A 15,332-nucleotide genomic window follows, 5' to 3' on the forward strand; every position below is an offset into this window, starting at 1 on the left:
GACCGGACGTCCGGCCCGAGAGACCAGGAGACAGTGCCGTGCCCCAGACCCGTACCCCCGAGGTGAGTGCCCTCTTCTCCCGGGGGCGGCTGACGGCGATCCCGCGCCGGGCCGCCCGCCGCGAACAGCTGCTCGTCCACCTCGCCGAGACCCTGTTCGCGCCGGGCCGCGACTACACCGAGCCGGAGGTCAACGAGGCGCTGCGGACGGTGCACGAGGACAGCTCGGCGCTGCGCCGGTACCTGGTGGAGGGCGGGATGCTGGCCAGGGAGCGCGACGGCAGCGCCTACCGCCGGGTCAGCTGAGCGGCGCCGGCTTGCCCTCGGTGTAGAGCCAGGCCTGGAAGAGCGGCCCGAGGTCCTTGCCGGAGATCCGCTCCGCCAGCCGGCGCAGGTCTCCGGTGTCCGCGTTGGCGTGGCGGTACTTCTCCTGCCAGGCGCGCAGCAGCGCGAAGAAGTCGTGGTCGCCGAGGACGGTGCGCAGCTGCTGCAGGGTCATCGCGCCGCGCAGGTAGACCGCGTTGTAGTCGAACATCTGGTCGCGGCCCGGGTCCCCGGTCTTCAGCAGCCAGAACGGGTCGTCCGCGGGCGTGGCGTAGAGGTCGTCGAAGGTCTGCCGGGCGGACGGCCCGCCGTGGTCCTCCTGCCACAGCCACTCCACGTAGGTGGCGAAGCCCTCGTTCAGCCAGATGTCCTGCCAGGACTTCGGGGTGACGCTGTCGCCGAACCACTGGTGCGCGATCTCGTGGACGATCAGCCCCTCATCGGGCGGGGTCTCGTAGACCGGGCGGCTCTGCGTCTCCAGCGAGTAGCCGACACCGCTGGGGTCGATGATCCCGCCGACCGAGTCGAACGGGTACGGGCCGAACCTGGCCGCGTCCCAGGTCATCACCTCCCCCGTGGTGCGGTGCAGGAAGGAGTCGTCGCCCGCGCCGGCCGGGTCGTAGGCCGTGGTGTTGGGGATGCCGCCGACCAGGCTCCGGGTCACCCGGAAGTTCCCGATGGCCACCATCGACAGGTAGCTCGCCATCGGCTTCGCCATCGCCCAGGTGACGGTGGTCCGGTCGCCGTCGACGACGGGCGCGCCCTGCTGCTCGCCGTTGGCCAGCGCGGTCACCCCGGTCGGGGTGGTGATCCGGAAGGTGTAGGTGGCCTTGTCCCGCAGATCGTCGTTGACGGGGTACCAGCTCCTGGCCCCGTCCGGCTCGTTGAGCGCCACCGCGCCGTCCTCGGTGGTGACCCAGCCGTAGATGCCGAGCGCCGGGTCGTCGATCGGGCCGGGCTCGCCGCGGTAGCCGACCCGCACGGTGAAGGACTCGCCCCGGCAGGGCGGGACGGCCGGGCTGACCACCAGCTTGCGGCCGTCCCACCGGTAGGGGGCCGCCGCGCCGTTCACCAGCACCCGCTCGATCTGCGGTCCCGAGTAGTCGAGTCCGAACTCGGACAGCGTCCGCTCCGCCTTCGCCGTGATGGTCGCCTCGGCGACCAGGAGGTGGGCGGCAGGGGTGTAGTCGAGCCCCAGGTCGTAGTGCTGGACGTCGTAGCCCCGGTTCCCGTCGAGCGGGAAGTACGGGTCCGTGGCCGGGCCGTGGCCGCCCTGCGCGGCCGGGGCCGGGGAGGCCGTGAACAGGGCCAGGGCGCAGGCGATGCTCGCCGTCGCCGCCGCGAGGCGCTCTCGTCTTCTCATGTGAGGGATGATCAGCCAGGCCGCGTCGCGGCCGGTCGGCGACACTCCGCCGACCGGCGGCAGGGCCCCGGAGATGGACCGTTCGGCCCCGCACTCAGGCCGAGCCGCCGCGCCCGGTCAGCGTGAGCGCCCAGGCCAGGCAGCCGAACGCGGCGGTGCCGGCCAGCGCGCGGACCACGTTCCAGCGGACCCAGACGTCCTCGAACCGGGCCCGCACCGCAGCGAGATCCGCGATGGCGCCGGGCTCCCCGGCCGCCGCGAGCCGGTCGTTGAGGGGCACGTTCACCGCCATGGTGACCACCAGCAGCACCAGGTAGCAGCCGGCCGCCGCCACCGTCCACCACATCGCCGCCCCGCCGCCGGCGCGGTACTGCAGCACCACGGCGACGATGATCAGCACCATCGCGCCGGCGAACGACAGGGCGAACCAGCCGTTCAGGATCGCCACGTTGATCCGCTGCATCGCGGTGACGAAGGTCCGGTCGTCCGCCTGGCCGAGGCCCGGCATGACCGAGCAGGCGTAGCTGTAGAAGAGGCCCGCGCTGAGGCCGGTCGCCAGGGTGGCCGCGACCAGGCTCGCCGTTCGAAGTTCCGTCATGCCCACAAGTCAACCGACCCCGCCCGCCGCGGACCATCGCCGAGGCGCTCGGCCGCATGCGCGGGCGTCTACGCTGGCCCCATGGACGCACTCGCCGGGCTGCTCGCGGGGCCCCGGGCCCAGGGCGCCTTCCTGCTCCGGTCGGTGTTCGCACCGCCGTGGTCGGTCCGGATCCAGGACGAGGCGCCGCTGACCGTCCTGGCGCCGGTGCGCGGCGAGGTCTGGACGACCCCCGCGCAGGGCCCGGCCGTGCTGCTCCGCCCCGGCGACCTCGCGATCGCCCGCGGCCCGCAGCCGTACACCCTCGCCGACCGGCCGGACCGGCCGCCACAGGTGGTGATCCACCCGGGCCAGCGCTCGACCACCCCGGACGGCGTGGAACTGTGCGAGGACATGGACCTGGGCGTCCGCGCCTGGGGCGACGGCCCCGGCGGATCCACCGTGCTGCTGAGCGGGACGTACCAGCTGCGCGGTGAGGTGAGCGGCCGGCTGCTGCGGGCACTTCCGGTGCTGCTGGTGCTGCCGGGCGAGGAGTGGAGCTCGCCGCTGGTCCCGCTGCTGGAGGAGGAGATCGGCCGGGACGGTCCGGGCCAGGACGTGGTGCTGGACCGGCTGCTCGACCTGCTGCTCAGTTCGGCGCTGCGCGCCTGGTTCTCGCGCCCCGAGGCGCGGGCCCCCGGCTGGTACCGGGCCCAGGGCGACCCGGTGCTGGGCCGCGCGCTGGAACTGCTGCACACCGCCCCGGCCGAGCCCTGGACGGTGGCCGGGCTCGCCGACGCCGTCGGAGCGTCCCGGGCCGCGCTGGCCCGCCGGTTCGCCGAGCTGGTCGGCGAGCCCCCGATGGCGTACCTGACCGGCCTGCGCCTCGCCCTCGCCGCCGACCTGCTGCGCGAGCCGGACGCCACGCTCGCCGCGGTGGCCCGGCAGGTGGGCTACGGCAGCGCGTTCGCGCTGAGCGCGGCGTTCAAGCGGGTCAACGGCGTCAGCCCGCAGCAGTACCGCGCCGGCTGATCGACCGTCAGACCAGGCTGCTGGTCTCGGCGGAGATCGAGAACGTCCGGGGGGACGATTCGCGGTGCGGATGCGGGTGCTCGTGGGATCGGTCGCGGCCCGCTCGGTCCTGGCGGTCTCCCCGACCGGTTGCGGCGGGGGCCCGTCGGTCGCGAAGGCGGGCGGTGGCAGCACCGGCGGCGGCATGTCTCCCTACGAGCGGGTCGACCGGGGCTGGATCAGGCCGAGCCCGGCGTACTGGTCGCACCTGGCGCGCCGGCAGGGCGGGACGGTCCCCGAGAACGCGGCCGGCCCGTCACCCCCAGCGCCCCGGTGGCCGGCCAGGTGCCGGACGCCGTGAAGCCCGTCGAACCCGGGGCGGCCTGACACCCGATCGACACCGACCGTTCACCCCGTTCGTATCGTCATCAACCGGGACAATGGCCACACGGGCCGTCGGACCCGCCTGTCCACACCCGGCAACCTCCTGCATAATCGGGGCCGTTCGACACCAGACCCCGAGGAGGACCGGCCCATGCCGGCTGAGCACTGCCCGCTGTGCGGCGCAGCCCGAAGCGCGGGCGGCTGTGCGTGCCACTCCTCCGGCCCCCTCTCCACCGAGGAGACCGTGGTGCTCCCGCACGTGGAGGGGCCCCCGCTGGTCCGTCCGTACGTGCCGGCCGCCGTGCACTACGAGCCCGCGTCCGCCCCGGACCCGTTCGCCACCGCGCTGCTGCCGCAGACCTCCGCGGCCGGCCCGCCGTACCCGGCGGACGACTCGGAGCCGGGGTATCCGCACTGGCAGCCGCAGTCCCCGCCGCCCGGCCGGCCCGACCTCGGCTCGTACAGCGTGCAGGCGCCGACCGCCTCCGGTCCGGCCCCGGACCGCCGCCGGACCACCGCCACCCGCCGCCGGGCCGCCGTGGTCGGGGCGGGGCTCGGCATCGTGGCGCTCGGTGCCGGGCTGGCCCTGGCCCTCGCTCCGTCGGACAAGTCCAAGTCGACCGACCACGCGCTGCCCGCGCCGAGCGCCACCTCCCCGGACGCCACCCCCTCGGCCACGCCGAGCAGCTCCGCGAGCGCCGAGAACTCGCCGAGCGCCAAGCCCTCCCCCTCGCCGAGCGCCTCCAGGTCCGCGAGCAGCAGGCCGCCGACCAGCGCGCCGCCCTCCAGCGCCGCCCCCAGCCCGAGCCCCAGCCCCTCGGCGTCCCCGACGGCCCCCAGCCCGACCCCCTCGCCGACCCCGACCGTCCGCGCCGTGCTGCAGCAGGGCGACAAGGGCGCGGACGTCAGCGCCATGCAGCAGCGGCTGGTCACGGTGCTGGACTGGGCCTACGACGACTCGCTGGTGACCGGCACGTTCGACAGCCGCACCAAGCAGGCCGTCAGCTACTTCCAGAGCGTCTACGGCCAGAACATCCCGTCGAACGAGCGCAACGGCAAGTACGGCCCGGTGACCCGCTCCCAGCTGGAGTCGATGAGCTGACCGGCCGGCCCGACGGCCCGGTCAGCCGATCACGGCCCGGACCAGGCTGACGCCGCCCATCAGCAGCATCACGGACGCCGCCACCCGCACGATCACCCGCATCGGCACGTGCTTGAGCAGCTTCTGCCCGCCCAGGATGGCCACGCCGCTCACCGCGCACAGGGCCAGCCAGGCGCCGAGGCCGACCGCGACCGGGTCGGCGTACTTGGCGGCCAGGTTGGCGGTCATGATCTGGGTCAGGTCGCCGAACTCGGCGACCGCGACCACCACGAAACTCGCCCCCGCCACCTTCCAGAAGCTCCCGGAGGAGGGCTCCTTGGCGGCCTCGCCGTCGTCCTCCTCCTCCCGGTGCCACAGCAGCATCGCCGCACCGCCCAGGAAGAGCAGGCCGGTCACGCCCTCGACCCAGCGCTGCGGGAGCAGCGCGAGCAGGCTGCCCGCCGCGAGGGCGAGCCCCACCTGGAGGGCGAAGGCCGCGACGATGCCCGCGAACACGTAGCCCGCGCGGTACTTGGTCCCCAGCACCAGGCTGGCCAGCGCGGTCTTGTCGGGGAGTTCGGCCAGGAAGATGATGCCGAAGGTCACGGCGGCAACGGTCAGGCTCATCGGAGTATCGGTCGTCTCTCGGTCGGGCTGCCCGACCGGAGTGCCACGAGGGGACGCTTCGGCCCGACAGCACTGGAAATGGTCACAGCACTGCGGCCGAAGGTCTCGCCAACACCCCGAGAAGCGGGTGTCCCGGGCGCCGGGCCCGCGAGCGGGCCAGTATGTCGACGTTCCGGTGGAGGGCTACTCCCCTTCAACAGCCACCCACCCTACCCCACCCCGCCCGGCCCCTCGGGGGCCATCCGTCCCCGGCCGACCAGCTCCAGGACGGCCACCACCGCCACCGCCTCCACCAGCAGCAACGCGACCAGGACGAACAGCTGCACCGCCCCCGCCTGGACCGGCGTCGCACCACCCAGCAGCATGCCGACGAACGCCCCGGGCAGGGTGACCAGGCCGACCGTCCGGGTCTGGTCGAGGGCCGGCACCAGCGAGGTCGCCGCCGCCGTCCGGCAGATCTCCAGCCGGGCGTCACGGTCCTCGAAGCCGAGCGCCAGGGCCGCCTCCACCTCGCCACGGCGGGTCCGCAGCTCGTCCAGGGCCCGGCGGCCGGAGAGCGACGTGGCGCTCAGCGCACCGCCGATCAGGATGCCGGCCACCGGGATCACCGAGATCCCCTGCCGCGGCAGCAGCCCGGAGCCCAGCAGCAGCGCCAGGACGGGCAGCACCCCGACGCCGATCGGCACCGCCGCCCAGACCCAGCCGGGGCCGGCGGTGATCCGCCGCCCGGCGGTGCGCACCGCGACCGCGAGCATCAGCAGGACGAAGGCGGCCGAGGTCCAGAGCGAGCCCACCACCCAGGCGATCACCAGCGCCACCACGCCCAGCTGCAGCGCCGCCCGCAGCCCGGCCCGCAGCACCGCCCGCCCGTGGCCGAGCCGGCCCCGGCCGGCGACCGCCACCGCCCCGGCCAGCATCAGGGCGCAGACGACCCCCAGCAGTGGGGTGACCGGCAGCAGCGCAGTCGACGCCGCCACGGTCAGACCCAGCTGGTGAACCACATCCGGGCCCGCCAGTCGTTCATCGGGATCACCTCGGCCGTGTACAGCGGGTAGAAGAACGCGAAGCAGACCACGACCGCCAGCACGATCGCCCCGGCCCCGGCCGCACCCCAGCGCCGCCGCTCGGCCGAGCACCCGGGCGGCCCGATCAGCGCGCCGAGCATCTGCGCGACGGCCAGGCACAGGAACGGCACCAGCACCACCATGTAGAAGGAGAAGGTGGTGCGCTCCTGGTACCTGAACCAGGGCAGGTAGACCGCGGCGACGGCGGCGAGCACCGCACCCGAGCGCCAGTCCCGGCGGAAGAACCAGCGCCACAGCGCGTACGCCAGCGCGAAGCACGCCGTCCACCACAGCACCGGGGTGCCGAGCCCGAGGATCTGGCTGGCGCAGCCCTCGGGCGCGGTGCAGCCGCCCTGGCCCTGCGCCGGCTGCAGCCAGTACATCGAGACCGGGCGGCCCTGGACCAGCCAGCTCCACGGGTTGGACTGGTAGGAGTGCGGGTCGGACAGGCCGGTGTTGAAGTTGTACATCTGCGCGTGGTAGTGCCAGAGGCTGCGCAGCGGCGCGGGCACCCAGCCCATCGACACCTGCGGCAGCGGGATGTCCACGATCGGCGTGCGGGGCATCGACAGGCCGTCCCGGCCGTCCGCCCAGTGCCGGTCGTAGCCGCCGTCGGTGGCGAACCAGCCGGTCCAGCTGAGGCTGTACACCACCAGCGCGGCGCCGGCGGTGGACAGCACGGTGGGCAGCGCGTCCCGGCGCAGCATCGAGCGCCACGGCCGGTACGCCCCGGCCCAGCGGCGGCCCGCCTGGTCCCACAGCAGCACCAGCACCACGAACGCCGCCAGGATCGGCGCGCCGTTCCACTTCACCGCGCAGGCGCAGCCCAGCAGCACGCCCGCGGCGAGCCGCCAGGGCCGCAGACCCAGCCGGAGCCGGTCGCCCGCCGCACCGCCCTCGGTGCGGGCCGCGCGCAGCCGCTCCCGGACGTGGTCGCGGTCGACCAGCAGGCAGCCGAAGGCGCCGAGGACGAAGAACATCTGCACGCCGTCGAGCAGAGCGACCCGGCTGAGCACGAACTGCAGGCCGTCCACCGACATCAGCAGCGCGGCCGTGCAGCCGAGCAGCGTCGAGGAGAACAGCCGCCGGCCGATCCGGGCCAGCATCAGCACGGTGAGCGTGCCGAGCAGCGCGACCATGAACCGCCAGCCGAAGGGGTGCAGCCCGAAGATCCACTCGCCGAGCGAGATGACCCACTTGCCGAGCGGCGGGTGGGCCACGAACTCCGGGTCCGTGCTCAGCGGGATGCTCTGCGGCACCCCCAGGATCTGGTCGTTGGCCTCCTTCGGCCAGGTGCCCTCGTACCCCTGCCGCAGCAGCGACCAGGCGTCCTTGGGGTAGTACGTCTCGTCGAAGACGAAGGCGTTGGGGCGGCCCAGGTCCCAGAACCGCAGCAGACCCGCGAACACGGCCACGGCGATCGGCCCCAGCCAGCCGGAGTGCCGGACCACCCACGGGAAGGGGTTGCGGGGGGCCGGTGCGGGGGCCTCGGACAGGGCCGGGGTCTCGGTGACTGCCGCGTACGCCATGACCTCGCCGGTTCGATCGGTGGCCCGGCGGACGGGACGTCGACCGGGTCTGACACTGTGTCGCCTTTCCGTGATCCTAGCCCGCCGGGGCCGGGCGGCCCGGGCCATCCGGTTCCCGCGCACCGCGGCGCGCGGGGCGGCGACCGGGGGCTGCCCGGTGCTGCCGGGGTGCTGCCGGGGCAATCGATTTCGCATTGGGCGCCGCGTGCCGTAAGGTCGTGTTCACCGACGCGGGGTGGAGCAGCTCGGTAGCTCGCTGGGCTCATAACCCAGAGGTCGCAGGTTCAAATCCTGTCCCCGCTACTCAGTAGCAGAGAAGGCCCGGCGCACACTGTGCGCCGGGCCTTTCTCCGTTCCCGCGGATGCCGTTCCCGGGTTGACCCTCGACCAGGTCGAGGGACCAAGGTCCTCGGTGTGGAGAGCAGCATGCGCAGCATCGGTGAGATGGCGCGGGACAGCGGGCTGAGCGTCAGCGCGTTGCGGTTCTACGACGGCGCGGGTGTCTTCGGCCCGGCCCGGGTCGACCCGAGGACCGGATACCGCTGGTACGCGCCGCAGCAGCTCGCCGACGCCCGGCTGCTGGCCCGGCTGCGCCGGGTGGGGATGCCGCTGGCCGACATCCGCCGTGTCCTCGGCGGGGACGCCGGCACGGCCGCGGCCGCGGTCGAGACCCACCTGCGCAGGCTGGAGGACGGCCTGGCGGACGCCCGCCGCGAGCTCTCCACGGTTCGAGCACTGATCGACCTGAGGGAGACCACCATGGGAACGACCCGACTGACCGTACCCGCCGCCGAGTTGGCCGCCGCACTGGACGCCGTCCGGTTCGCGGCCGCACCCGGGGCCGAGCACCCGGCGGTGGCCGGCGTGCTGTTCGAGGTGTCCGCCGACACCCTGCGGCTGGTCGCCACCGACCGCTACCGCCTCGCGGTCTCCGAGGCTCCGGTGTCCGGGCTGACCGGCCCGGAGACGAGCGTCGTCGCACCGACCGCCCTGGTGGACGAGGTCCGCGCCCTGCTGGCCAGCGCGCCGACCGCCGAGCTGACCGTCGACGGCGACCTGCTGACCGTCTCGGCCGGCCCCCACCGGGCGAGCGGCCACCGGATCGACCAGGACTACCCGGACTACCGGGCGCTGATCCGGCTCACCCCGACCCACCGGGTCGAGCTCGCCGCGGAGCTGCTGCGCGAGGCCCTGGCGACCGGCCCGGTCCGCCCCGCCCTGCGCGGCCAGGACGGCGCCTCCTACGAGGTCTCGGTGCTCACCGTGGACGCCGACGGCCGGCTCGACCTGTCCGCACAGGCCCCGGCCGGCGGCCTCCAGGTCCAGGTGAACCGCGACTTCCTGCTGGAGGCGGTCACCGCGGGCGCCGCCGACCAGCTGGTCCTGGAGTTCGGCGGCCCCATCGCCCCGCTGGCCATCCGCTTCCCGGAGCGCGCGGACACCTTCTCCTTGCTGATGCCGACGGCGCCGTAGCGCACGGCCGCACGGGGCCGGTGCCCGGACGGTCGTCCCGGCACCGGCCCGGTCAGGCGGAGGTCTCCCGGCCGGCCATGAGCCGGTGGATCGCGGCCAGAATCCCCTCGACCGCTCCGGGCCGGGCCGCCAGGGCGGCCAGCGGTACCGAGGGCCAGCCCCTGTAGCCCTTCGCCCGCTGCGCCTCCAGCTTCTCCGCGAGAACCGGCACGGCCGGCAGGGCAGCCGCGAACGCGGCCGCACCGTCGAGGCCGAGGTGGTGGGTGATCGACCCGAAACTGAAGGCGAGTTCCTCCTTCGCGGGGCTGTCGTACAGGGAGAGTGTCCAGATCGGCACCTGCCGGCCGGCCACGGAGTAGTAGACCGACATGCTCGGGTACTTGGCCGTACCGCCCTCCAACCGCCCCTCGGCCGCCGCGTGATCGAGCAGTGCGGACGCGACCCGCCTCGCCTCGGGGTCGAGCCGGGTCCGTATCGCCGCGTCCATGTCGGCTCGTGCGGTCCGCTGCGTGACGCCGCGGCCGGAGGCGGACTTCGCCGCCGTGGCGACCTCCCCGTGAACGCGCGGGACGAGGACGCGGAGGTCGCCGTCGCCCCGGTACTGGGTCAGTTCGACCGCGTACACGTCGGTCTGGCGCATCTGTCGGTTGAGGAACTCGACGATCGCCCTCAGCTCCGGCGGGATCCGGTCCGCGACGAACAGCAGGCGCATCTGCCCGGCGGCCAGCCGCTCCTCGACGACCGTCCAGAACTCCTCCCGGGAACGGTCGCCGAGCAGTTCCCGGTACGCCTCCTCGACCGGCCGGCCGTCTGCGGCGCAGGTCTCCTCGAACGAGCGCCGAAGCAGCGCTCCGGGCCAGTAACGCGCCCCGTTCGCCGCGTAGTCCAGCATCTGGCCCACCACCTCGCGCCGGATGCGCGTGTCGCTCGCCCGCTTGACCTCCACCAGCGTCAGAACCCCGTCGGCGTCGACGAAGAGGTGGTCCAGCCGGTACGCCGGACCGCTGTCCGCACTCGTCGGGACACCCATCTCCCGCGCCACCAGCACCAGCCGCAACGGCCGGCCACCGACCAGCGAACCGAAGTCCAGGACCCGCGGATGGCGCGCGAGAAGCTCCTGGAACTCCGCCTCCGTCTCGAACGCCGTCGGCTCCAGGGCCTGCAGCCCGCCACCCAGGACGAACACCGCCTGCTCAGTCATCTGCTCCCCCACCCTGCGGTTCCCGACCGTGGTCGGTGATCGTCTCCATACCGACAGGCAGAAAGGAAGATCCTGTCACCCCTCGGCTGCGGGCGCGAAGTAGTCGCGGAGCATGACCGTGGTCCACTCCGCCTGACGCCGCTCCCCCCGAGGACCCATCTCGCCGAACCACGGCTTCACGTCCAGTACCGGAGTGCCGTCCACGGCATCGAGGTCTTCGACGTGGAGGTCCAGGCCGTCGACCTTGAGCAGGCGGCAGCGCGAGACCCCGAGCCAGTTCAGGCGCCGCATGTTGCGGTGACCGAAGATCCCGACCTCCGGCCAGTCCGGGTTGTCCCGGGGCCGGCGGGCGCCGAGGTTCAGGTCGGTCGGGTCCGTGAGGTGGAACCGGAAGACGATCTCCAGATGCGAGAAGTCCTCCAAGCCCTTGGTCGCATCAGGAGTGAAGAGGGAGCCGTCCAGCCGGATGATCGCCCGGGTGCCGCCCCAGAAGTCGTCCGTGGGTTCGATCCGTCCGCCGACCACGTGGCCCAGGGCCTCGACCTCGAACGTCTCACGGTCTGCCATCAGTGACTCCTCATCAAGCTGTTTCGGACAGGTACGCGGCAGCGCGTGCGTCGATCTCGCCGATCGCCGCGGTACCGCGCCGCCGGTAAGGGGAGAGCAGGGTGCGCATGTCGGCGGCGGCCTGGCGGGTGCGGCCGGACCGTACGCCGTCCATGGCGTCGAGCGCCTGCGACCAGGTGGCACAGGCCCGGTCGATGTTGTTCATCTGCGCGTACACGGAGCCGAGGTATCCCAGCGTCACGGCGTGGGTGCGGGTGAACTTCGTGGCCTTGCGGGTACGGACACTGTGGTGGAACTCGCGCACCGAGCCGTCGAGGTCCCCTATGTCACGCAGGGCGCACGCTGTTTCGTGGGCCAGGCTGGCCTCACCGAAGAAGAACACCCGGTCCGGCTCAGCGACGTCGTCGCTCGCGGCGGACAGGTCGTCCTCGGCCCGCAGCAGCGCCTTGGCGGCGGCGTTCTTGCGTCCAGCGGCGGCCAGACTCCGGGCGTGGACGACGCCGAGGAGAGCCCGCTCCCGTGGGGAGGCGAGGGCGTACCGGTCGCCGTCGACGGATGCGGCAGCAAGGTTGAGAGCCTGCTGGTGGTGTCCGAGGTCGATGGCCTGGTGCGCCATCGCCCGCAGCACGTGAGCGGCCATCGGCGGATCGCCGGCCTCAGCCGCGAGTTTCACCGCCTCGGCGAAGTACCGCTGCGCTGTCGCGTGCTGGCCGCCATCGAACGCCATCCAACCAGCCAGGTAGGCGAGTTCGCTGGCTGCAGAGAAGAGATCACGGCGAACACGCTCGTCCGTGAACCTCCCTCGCAGGTAAGTGGTGACGTCGGTCGTCAGGTACTGCACCACGGACGTCCAGGCGTGACTACCGCCTCGCCGTTGATCGACCTGCGAGAACAGGGCGGTCATGTCACGGACGGCTGCCAGGTCGCCAGGGCCGACCCGCCGCGTTGCGGCAGAACCGCGCGCACTGCCCCGCTCGGCCATGCGCTGCCACCAGTCTTCGCCGGGCAGCGAGAGTGCGGCCACCGAGTAGACCGCCACCCCCAGCGCCCGCCTGCGTTCCACGTCCACGTCGGTTCTCCCGAGTTCGGCCAGCGCGCTCAGCGTATCCGCGTCCCAGTCGGGTTTTTGGGGTGCGGGCGCGATCAGGCCGATCTCCTCCAGCGTCACGACCCGTCCGCCGAGCGCACGGCCTAACGCCTCGGCCAGGAAGGCACCGACGTTCCCGGCCGGCTGACCGCCGTTCTTCCAGTGCGTGATGCTCGACTTGTTGGTCTCCAAGAGCTCGTCATGCTCGGCCGCCACCCGCCTGACCAGGCGCGCGATCGCATCGCCGGAGAGCTTCGTCTCGTCGATGACCTTCCGCAGCCGCTCGTTCGGTTCCCTCGTCGGCGCCAAAGCGCACCTCCCTGACGGGCCGTTAAACCGCTTAAATCGCATAGCGTGCCCAACACCGTACTCCCAGTAGCGATTAGGCGGTTCACTAACTGCATGCCGCTCCGCAGAGTGGAGCCGATTCGGGTCCTGGACCCCTGCGGACCGGCGGCCTGCGGCGGCTCCAGCCATGCATCGGCAGGAGAGCCGCCCCGCCAACTCGCGACCCCGGAGACGCTGATGACGACTGCCGACCGCACACCGCACACCGCACCCGTGGAGCCTCAACGGCACCTCGGCGCTCGTGGACTCCAACCAGCCAAGCCCACGCCGATCCACGAGTCCGACGCGGGAGGGCGCCGCCGTGAGCAATCGCATGCTGCTGGACGAGCGCCGTAGAAGGGACGGGCTGTGCGTCCGGTGCGAGAGCCCCTGGCCCTGCGACGTGACCAGGAGCATCCGCTTCGGGAGCGCCGCGTGAACAGCATCGAGCTCCACATCCAGGCCGACGACCGGACCGTCATCTTCCTCCCGAACCGGGAACGCGCCCGCCGACGCGCCCTGGTCCTGCGTCAGCTCGCTGCCGGTCATCGCCGCCGCAAACAGCACCGGGAGTCGGCGGCGTGAGCACCGAGAACGCCCCGGACTTCAAGCTCCCCGAGGACCGCCACCAGGGCCTGTACATCCGCACGTTCAAGATTGCGAAGGACGGCACCCGGTACGACGACTCCGGTGTCATCACCGTGGAGCCGGAAGCCGACGCCTACGCCTACCACCCCTCGGCCACCTGGCCCGCCTGCCGCTGCCCGCAGCACCGCGACAACTGACAAGACCATCGCCAGCGGGCTACCGCGCCCCTGCACCCCCACCAATCCCGCGTGTGAGAGGAAGAACCTCTTGTCCCTCGAACAGCTGTCAGGAAAGACCGTGCTGGTCACCGGAGCCGGTGGCCTCATCGGCAGCCGCATCACGTCCCAGCTCCGCCAGCTCGGCGCCCGCCCCATCTCGGTGTGCAAGCTCGACGCCTACCCGCACGAGGTGTACCGCGAGCGGTTCGGCATCGACGCCTCCGACCCGGACTTCATCGTCGGCGACATCGCCGAGCCGGACCTGATGCGCAAGGTGATCTCCGGCTGCGACTACGTGATCCACGCCGCCGCCCTGGCCGACGTGGCAGCCTGCACCCGCCGACCGCTTGACGCCATCGACACCAACATCACCGGCACCCAGCGCGTCCTAGACGCCGTCGCCGCCTCGGACCGGGTGCACAGGATGGTGTTCGTCTCCTCCGCCAGCGTCTACGGCAACGGCAGCCCACAGTTCGTTGAGGGCGCGGCGGTCCAGCCGGTGTCGGTGTACGGCAACAGCAAGGCGTGGGGCGAGTACCAGACCGCCGCCGTGCTCGGCGGCGCCGGAATCTCGTACGCCGTGGTGCGGTACTTCTCGGTCTACGGTGAGCCGCAGGTCGTCAAGGAGCGGAGCCACTCCTGGGTGGTCGCCTGGTTCGCCATGCGGGCCGCGCTCGGCCTGCCGCTGCACCTCAACGGCGGCGGCCACCAGATCCGCGACATGGTCCACGTCGACGACATCGCCACCGGCACGCTGCGCACGCTCGTCGCACCCCGCGCGCACAACGAGACCATCAACATCGGTACCGGAAGCGGAACTTCGATCCGGCAAATCGCCGAACTCGTCCGCAGCCACTTCCCGGACGTGCCGTTGGTCGAGACGCCCATGCCGCCCGGCGACCCCGAGGGCGGATACGCCTCCGTCCAGCGGATGGAGGACCTGCTGGGCTGGCGGCCGGCCATCACGGTGGCAGAAGGCGTCGCCCGGTACGTGGCCTGGCTCAGGGCCACTCCCGGCGCCATCCCCGAGTGGATGCGCCAGGCGGCAGCGGCCTAGATGATCGGCGGCCGACCCAGCCGGGTCATGGTCCACACCGTGCGCCAGCGCATCGGCTTGCGTCGGCCGCACGGTGTGCGCCAGCCCTCGGCGAAGCCCGCGAACCACGCCTTCAGCCCGGCCGCGTCCCGGGTCCTGGCGACGGTGAGCGCCACCCACACCCCGACGTAGACCGGCAGCAGCAGAGCAGGCAGGTGCCGGCGCGCCAGGTACACCCGGTTTCGGGCGTTCACCCGGTAGAAGAAGGAGTGTCGCGTCGGGCTGGTGCGCGGGTGCTGGAGCAGCAGCTCGGGAACGTACAGCACTCGCCATCCGGCATCCAGCGCCCGCCAGGCCATGTCGGTCTCCTCGTGCGCGAAGAAGAAGGAGTCCGGCCAGCCCCCGATCTGCTCCAGCATCTTCGAGGACAGCGCGTGGCCGCCGCCGAGGAAGCCGGTCACCTCACCGCCACGCATCGGATCACCTGCCCGCAGCCGGGGGACGTGGCGCCGCTGAGTGACTCCGGTCTCGTCTGCGATCCGGAAACCGACGATCCCCAGCCCGGGGTCACCTCCGTACAGGGCGGCGATCCGCGCGAGGACGTCGTCCGCGACCAGCAGGCCGTCGTCGTCCAGGTCGATCACCACGTCCACGTCCCGCAAGTGGTCCAGGGCAACGTTCCGGCCGCCGGTCACCCCGAGGTTCTCTGCCAGCTCCACGCCCTCCACCCACGACGGCAGTTCCGGCAGCACGCACCCCTGGCCAACCAGCACGACCTTCGTGGCCTTGACCGTCTGCATCTCCACGGAGGCCAGCAGCTCGGCCAGCTCCTTCGGCCGCGTGCCCATGGTCAGGATCGCCACACCCAGCTTGACG

Annotated in this window: 16 protein-coding genes and 1 tRNA gene; 8 read left to right on the plus strand and 9 right to left on the minus strand. The window is 72.7% G+C overall.

What is annotated here, in order from left to right; genetic code table 11:
- Positions 1–38: 38 nt before the first annotated feature.
- A complete protein-coding gene (locus OG871_RS12430) occupies positions 39–305 on the plus strand; it encodes a DUF2087 domain-containing protein (protein ID WP_371496806.1) in 267 nt (88 codons plus the stop codon).
- Here OG871_RS12430 and OG871_RS12435 read toward each other — a convergent pair.
- Positions 298–1,686 carry a M1 family metallopeptidase gene (locus tag OG871_RS12435; RefSeq protein WP_371496807.1) on the minus strand — a complete coding sequence of 463 codons (1,389 nt, stop codon included), beginning with the start codon at positions 1,684–1,686 and terminating at the stop codon, positions 298–300. The genes OG871_RS12430 and OG871_RS12435 overlap by 8 nt on opposite strands.
- Positions 1,687–1,780: 94 nt before the next feature.
- On the minus strand, positions 1,781–2,284 hold the full coding sequence (locus tag OG871_RS12440; protein WP_371496808.1) for a DUF1772 domain-containing protein: 504 nt from the start codon (positions 2,282–2,284) through the stop codon (positions 1,781–1,783).
- Between the two features lie 81 nt (positions 2,285–2,365).
- On the opposite strand from OG871_RS12440, the gene OG871_RS12445 reads away from it, so the two are divergent.
- Positions 2,366–3,295: an AraC family transcriptional regulator gene (locus OG871_RS12445; protein ID WP_371496809.1), complete on the plus strand. Its 930-nt coding sequence runs from the start codon at positions 2,366–2,368 to the stop codon at positions 3,293–3,295.
- A gap of 514 nt (positions 3,296–3,809) precedes the next feature.
- Positions 3,810–4,760, plus strand: coding sequence for a peptidoglycan-binding protein (locus OG871_RS12450; RefSeq protein WP_371496810.1), 951 nt, complete (start codon positions 3,810–3,812; stop codon positions 4,758–4,760).
- Between the two features lie 21 nt (positions 4,761–4,781).
- Here the strand turns inward: OG871_RS12450 and OG871_RS12455 are convergent, their stop codons facing one another.
- The 3 genes from OG871_RS12455 to OG871_RS12465 all read right to left on the minus strand — a co-directional run bounded on the left by OG871_RS12455 (position 4,782) and on the right by OG871_RS12465 (position 7,959).
- Positions 4,782–5,366 carry a TMEM165/GDT1 family protein gene (locus OG871_RS12455; protein WP_371496811.1) on the minus strand — a complete coding sequence of 195 codons (585 nt, stop codon included), beginning with the start codon at positions 5,364–5,366 and terminating at the stop codon, positions 4,782–4,784.
- Between the two features lie 209 nt (positions 5,367–5,575).
- Positions 5,576–6,283, minus strand: a complete 708-nt coding sequence (locus tag OG871_RS12460) for an ABC transporter permease (protein ID WP_371503286.1) — start codon at positions 6,281–6,283, stop codon at positions 5,576–5,578.
- Positions 6,284–6,345: 62 nt separating this feature from the next.
- Complete coding sequence (locus tag OG871_RS12465) at positions 6,346–7,959, minus strand: dolichyl-phosphate-mannose--protein mannosyltransferase (protein WP_371496812.1); 1,614 nt, start codon at positions 7,957–7,959, stop codon at positions 6,346–6,348.
- 229 nt (positions 7,960–8,188) lie between these two features.
- On the opposite strand from OG871_RS12465, the gene OG871_RS12470 reads away from it, so the two are divergent.
- Together OG871_RS12470 and OG871_RS12475 are read left to right on the plus strand one after the other, a co-directional pair.
- Positions 8,189–8,262 (plus strand) — tRNA-Met (locus OG871_RS12470).
- A 123-nt stretch (positions 8,263–8,385) separates the two neighbouring features.
- Positions 8,386–9,432: a MerR family transcriptional regulator gene (locus OG871_RS12475; RefSeq protein WP_371496813.1), complete on the plus strand. Its 1,047-nt coding sequence runs from the start codon at positions 8,386–8,388 to the stop codon at positions 9,430–9,432.
- A 52-nt stretch (positions 9,433–9,484) separates the two neighbouring features.
- On the opposite strand, the gene OG871_RS12480 is transcribed toward OG871_RS12475, so the two are convergent.
- The 3 genes from OG871_RS12480 to OG871_RS12490 all read right to left on the minus strand — a co-directional run bounded on the left by OG871_RS12480 (position 9,485) and on the right by OG871_RS12490 (position 12,596).
- The gene (locus OG871_RS12480) at positions 9,485–10,633 is read right to left on the minus strand and encodes a hypothetical protein (RefSeq protein WP_371496814.1); all 1,149 of its coding nucleotides are present in this window, start codon (positions 10,631–10,633) and stop codon (positions 9,485–9,487) included.
- 75 nt (positions 10,634–10,708) lie between these two features.
- Positions 10,709–11,200, minus strand: a complete 492-nt coding sequence (locus tag OG871_RS12485; RefSeq protein ID WP_371496815.1) for a TrmO family methyltransferase — start codon at positions 11,198–11,200, stop codon at positions 10,709–10,711.
- 13 nt (positions 11,201–11,213) lie between these two features.
- Positions 11,214–12,596 (minus strand): Tat pathway signal protein, encoded by a 1,383-nt coding sequence (locus tag OG871_RS12490; RefSeq protein WP_371496816.1) that lies wholly within the window; start codon positions 12,594–12,596, stop codon positions 11,214–11,216.
- A 453-nt stretch (positions 12,597–13,049) separates the two neighbouring features.
- Between OG871_RS12490 and OG871_RS12495 the strand changes: the two genes are divergently transcribed.
- The 3 genes from OG871_RS12495 (at position 13,050) to OG871_RS12505 (ending at position 14,477) form a co-directional block, all read left to right on the plus strand.
- Positions 13,050–13,199 carry a hypothetical protein gene (locus tag OG871_RS12495; RefSeq protein WP_371496817.1) on the plus strand — a complete coding sequence of 50 codons (150 nt, stop codon included), beginning with the start codon at positions 13,050–13,052 and terminating at the stop codon, positions 13,197–13,199.
- Entirely contained in the window at positions 13,196–13,399 is a 204-nt protein-coding gene (locus OG871_RS12500; RefSeq protein WP_371496818.1) for a hypothetical protein, read from the plus strand. The genes OG871_RS12495 and OG871_RS12500 overlap by 4 nt, the downstream gene beginning before the upstream one ends.
- 70 nt (positions 13,400–13,469) lie before the next feature.
- On the plus strand, positions 13,470–14,477 hold the full coding sequence (locus OG871_RS12505) for an NAD-dependent epimerase/dehydratase family protein (protein ID WP_371496819.1): 1,008 nt from the start codon (positions 13,470–13,472) through the stop codon (positions 14,475–14,477).
- On the opposite strand, the gene OG871_RS12510 is transcribed toward OG871_RS12505, so the two are convergent.
- A complete protein-coding gene (locus tag OG871_RS12510) occupies positions 14,474–15,304 on the minus strand; it encodes a glycosyltransferase family 2 protein (protein WP_371503287.1) in 831 nt (276 codons plus the stop codon). The two genes, OG871_RS12505 and OG871_RS12510, sit on opposite strands and share 4 nt — an antisense overlap.
- Positions 15,305–15,332 lie beyond the last annotated feature (28 nt).

It is taken from the genome of Kitasatospora sp. NBC_00374 (assembly GCF_041434935.1).
In the GTDB taxonomy this organism is placed as follows: Bacteria; Actinomycetota; Actinomycetes; order Streptomycetales; family Streptomycetaceae; genus Kitasatospora.

What these genes read in the sequence shown, in the direction of transcription:
- OG871_RS12435 (WP_371496807.1), bottom strand. Translation starts at nt 1,686, where the DNA reads ATGAGAAGACGAGAGCGCCTCGCGGCGGCGACGGCGAGCATCGCCTGC.
- OG871_RS12440 (WP_371496808.1), bottom strand. Translation starts at nt 2,284, where the DNA reads ATGACGGAACTTCGAACGGCGAGCCTGGTCGCGGCCACCCTGGCGACC.
- OG871_RS12445 (WP_371496809.1), top strand. Translation starts at nt 2,366, where the DNA reads ATGGACGCACTCGCCGGGCTGCTCGCGGGGCCCCGGGCCCAGGGCGCC.
- OG871_RS12450 (WP_371496810.1), top strand. Translation starts at nt 3,810, where the DNA reads ATGCCGGCTGAGCACTGCCCGCTGTGCGGCGCAGCCCGAAGCGCGGGC.
- OG871_RS12455 (WP_371496811.1), bottom strand. Translation starts at nt 5,366, where the DNA reads ATGAGCCTGACCGTTGCCGCCGTGACCTTCGGCATCATCTTCCTGGCC.
- OG871_RS12460 (WP_371503286.1), bottom strand. Translation starts at nt 6,283, where the DNA reads ATGCTGGCCGGGGCGGTGGCGGTCGCCGGCCGGGGCCGGCTCGGCCAC.
- OG871_RS12465 (WP_371496812.1), bottom strand. Translation starts at nt 7,959, where the DNA reads ATGGCGTACGCGGCAGTCACCGAGACCCCGGCCCTGTCCGAGGCCCCC.
- OG871_RS12475 (WP_371496813.1), top strand. Translation starts at nt 8,386, where the DNA reads ATGCGCAGCATCGGTGAGATGGCGCGGGACAGCGGGCTGAGCGTCAGC.
- OG871_RS12480 (WP_371496814.1), bottom strand. Translation starts at nt 10,633, where the DNA reads ATGACTGAGCAGGCGGTGTTCGTCCTGGGTGGCGGGCTGCAGGCCCTG.
- OG871_RS12485 (WP_371496815.1), bottom strand. Translation starts at nt 11,200, where the DNA reads ATGGCAGACCGTGAGACGTTCGAGGTCGAGGCCCTGGGCCACGTGGTC.
- OG871_RS12510 (WP_371503287.1), bottom strand. Translation starts at nt 15,304, where the DNA reads ATGGGCACGCGGCCGAAGGAGCTGGCCGAGCTGCTGGCCTCCGTGGAG.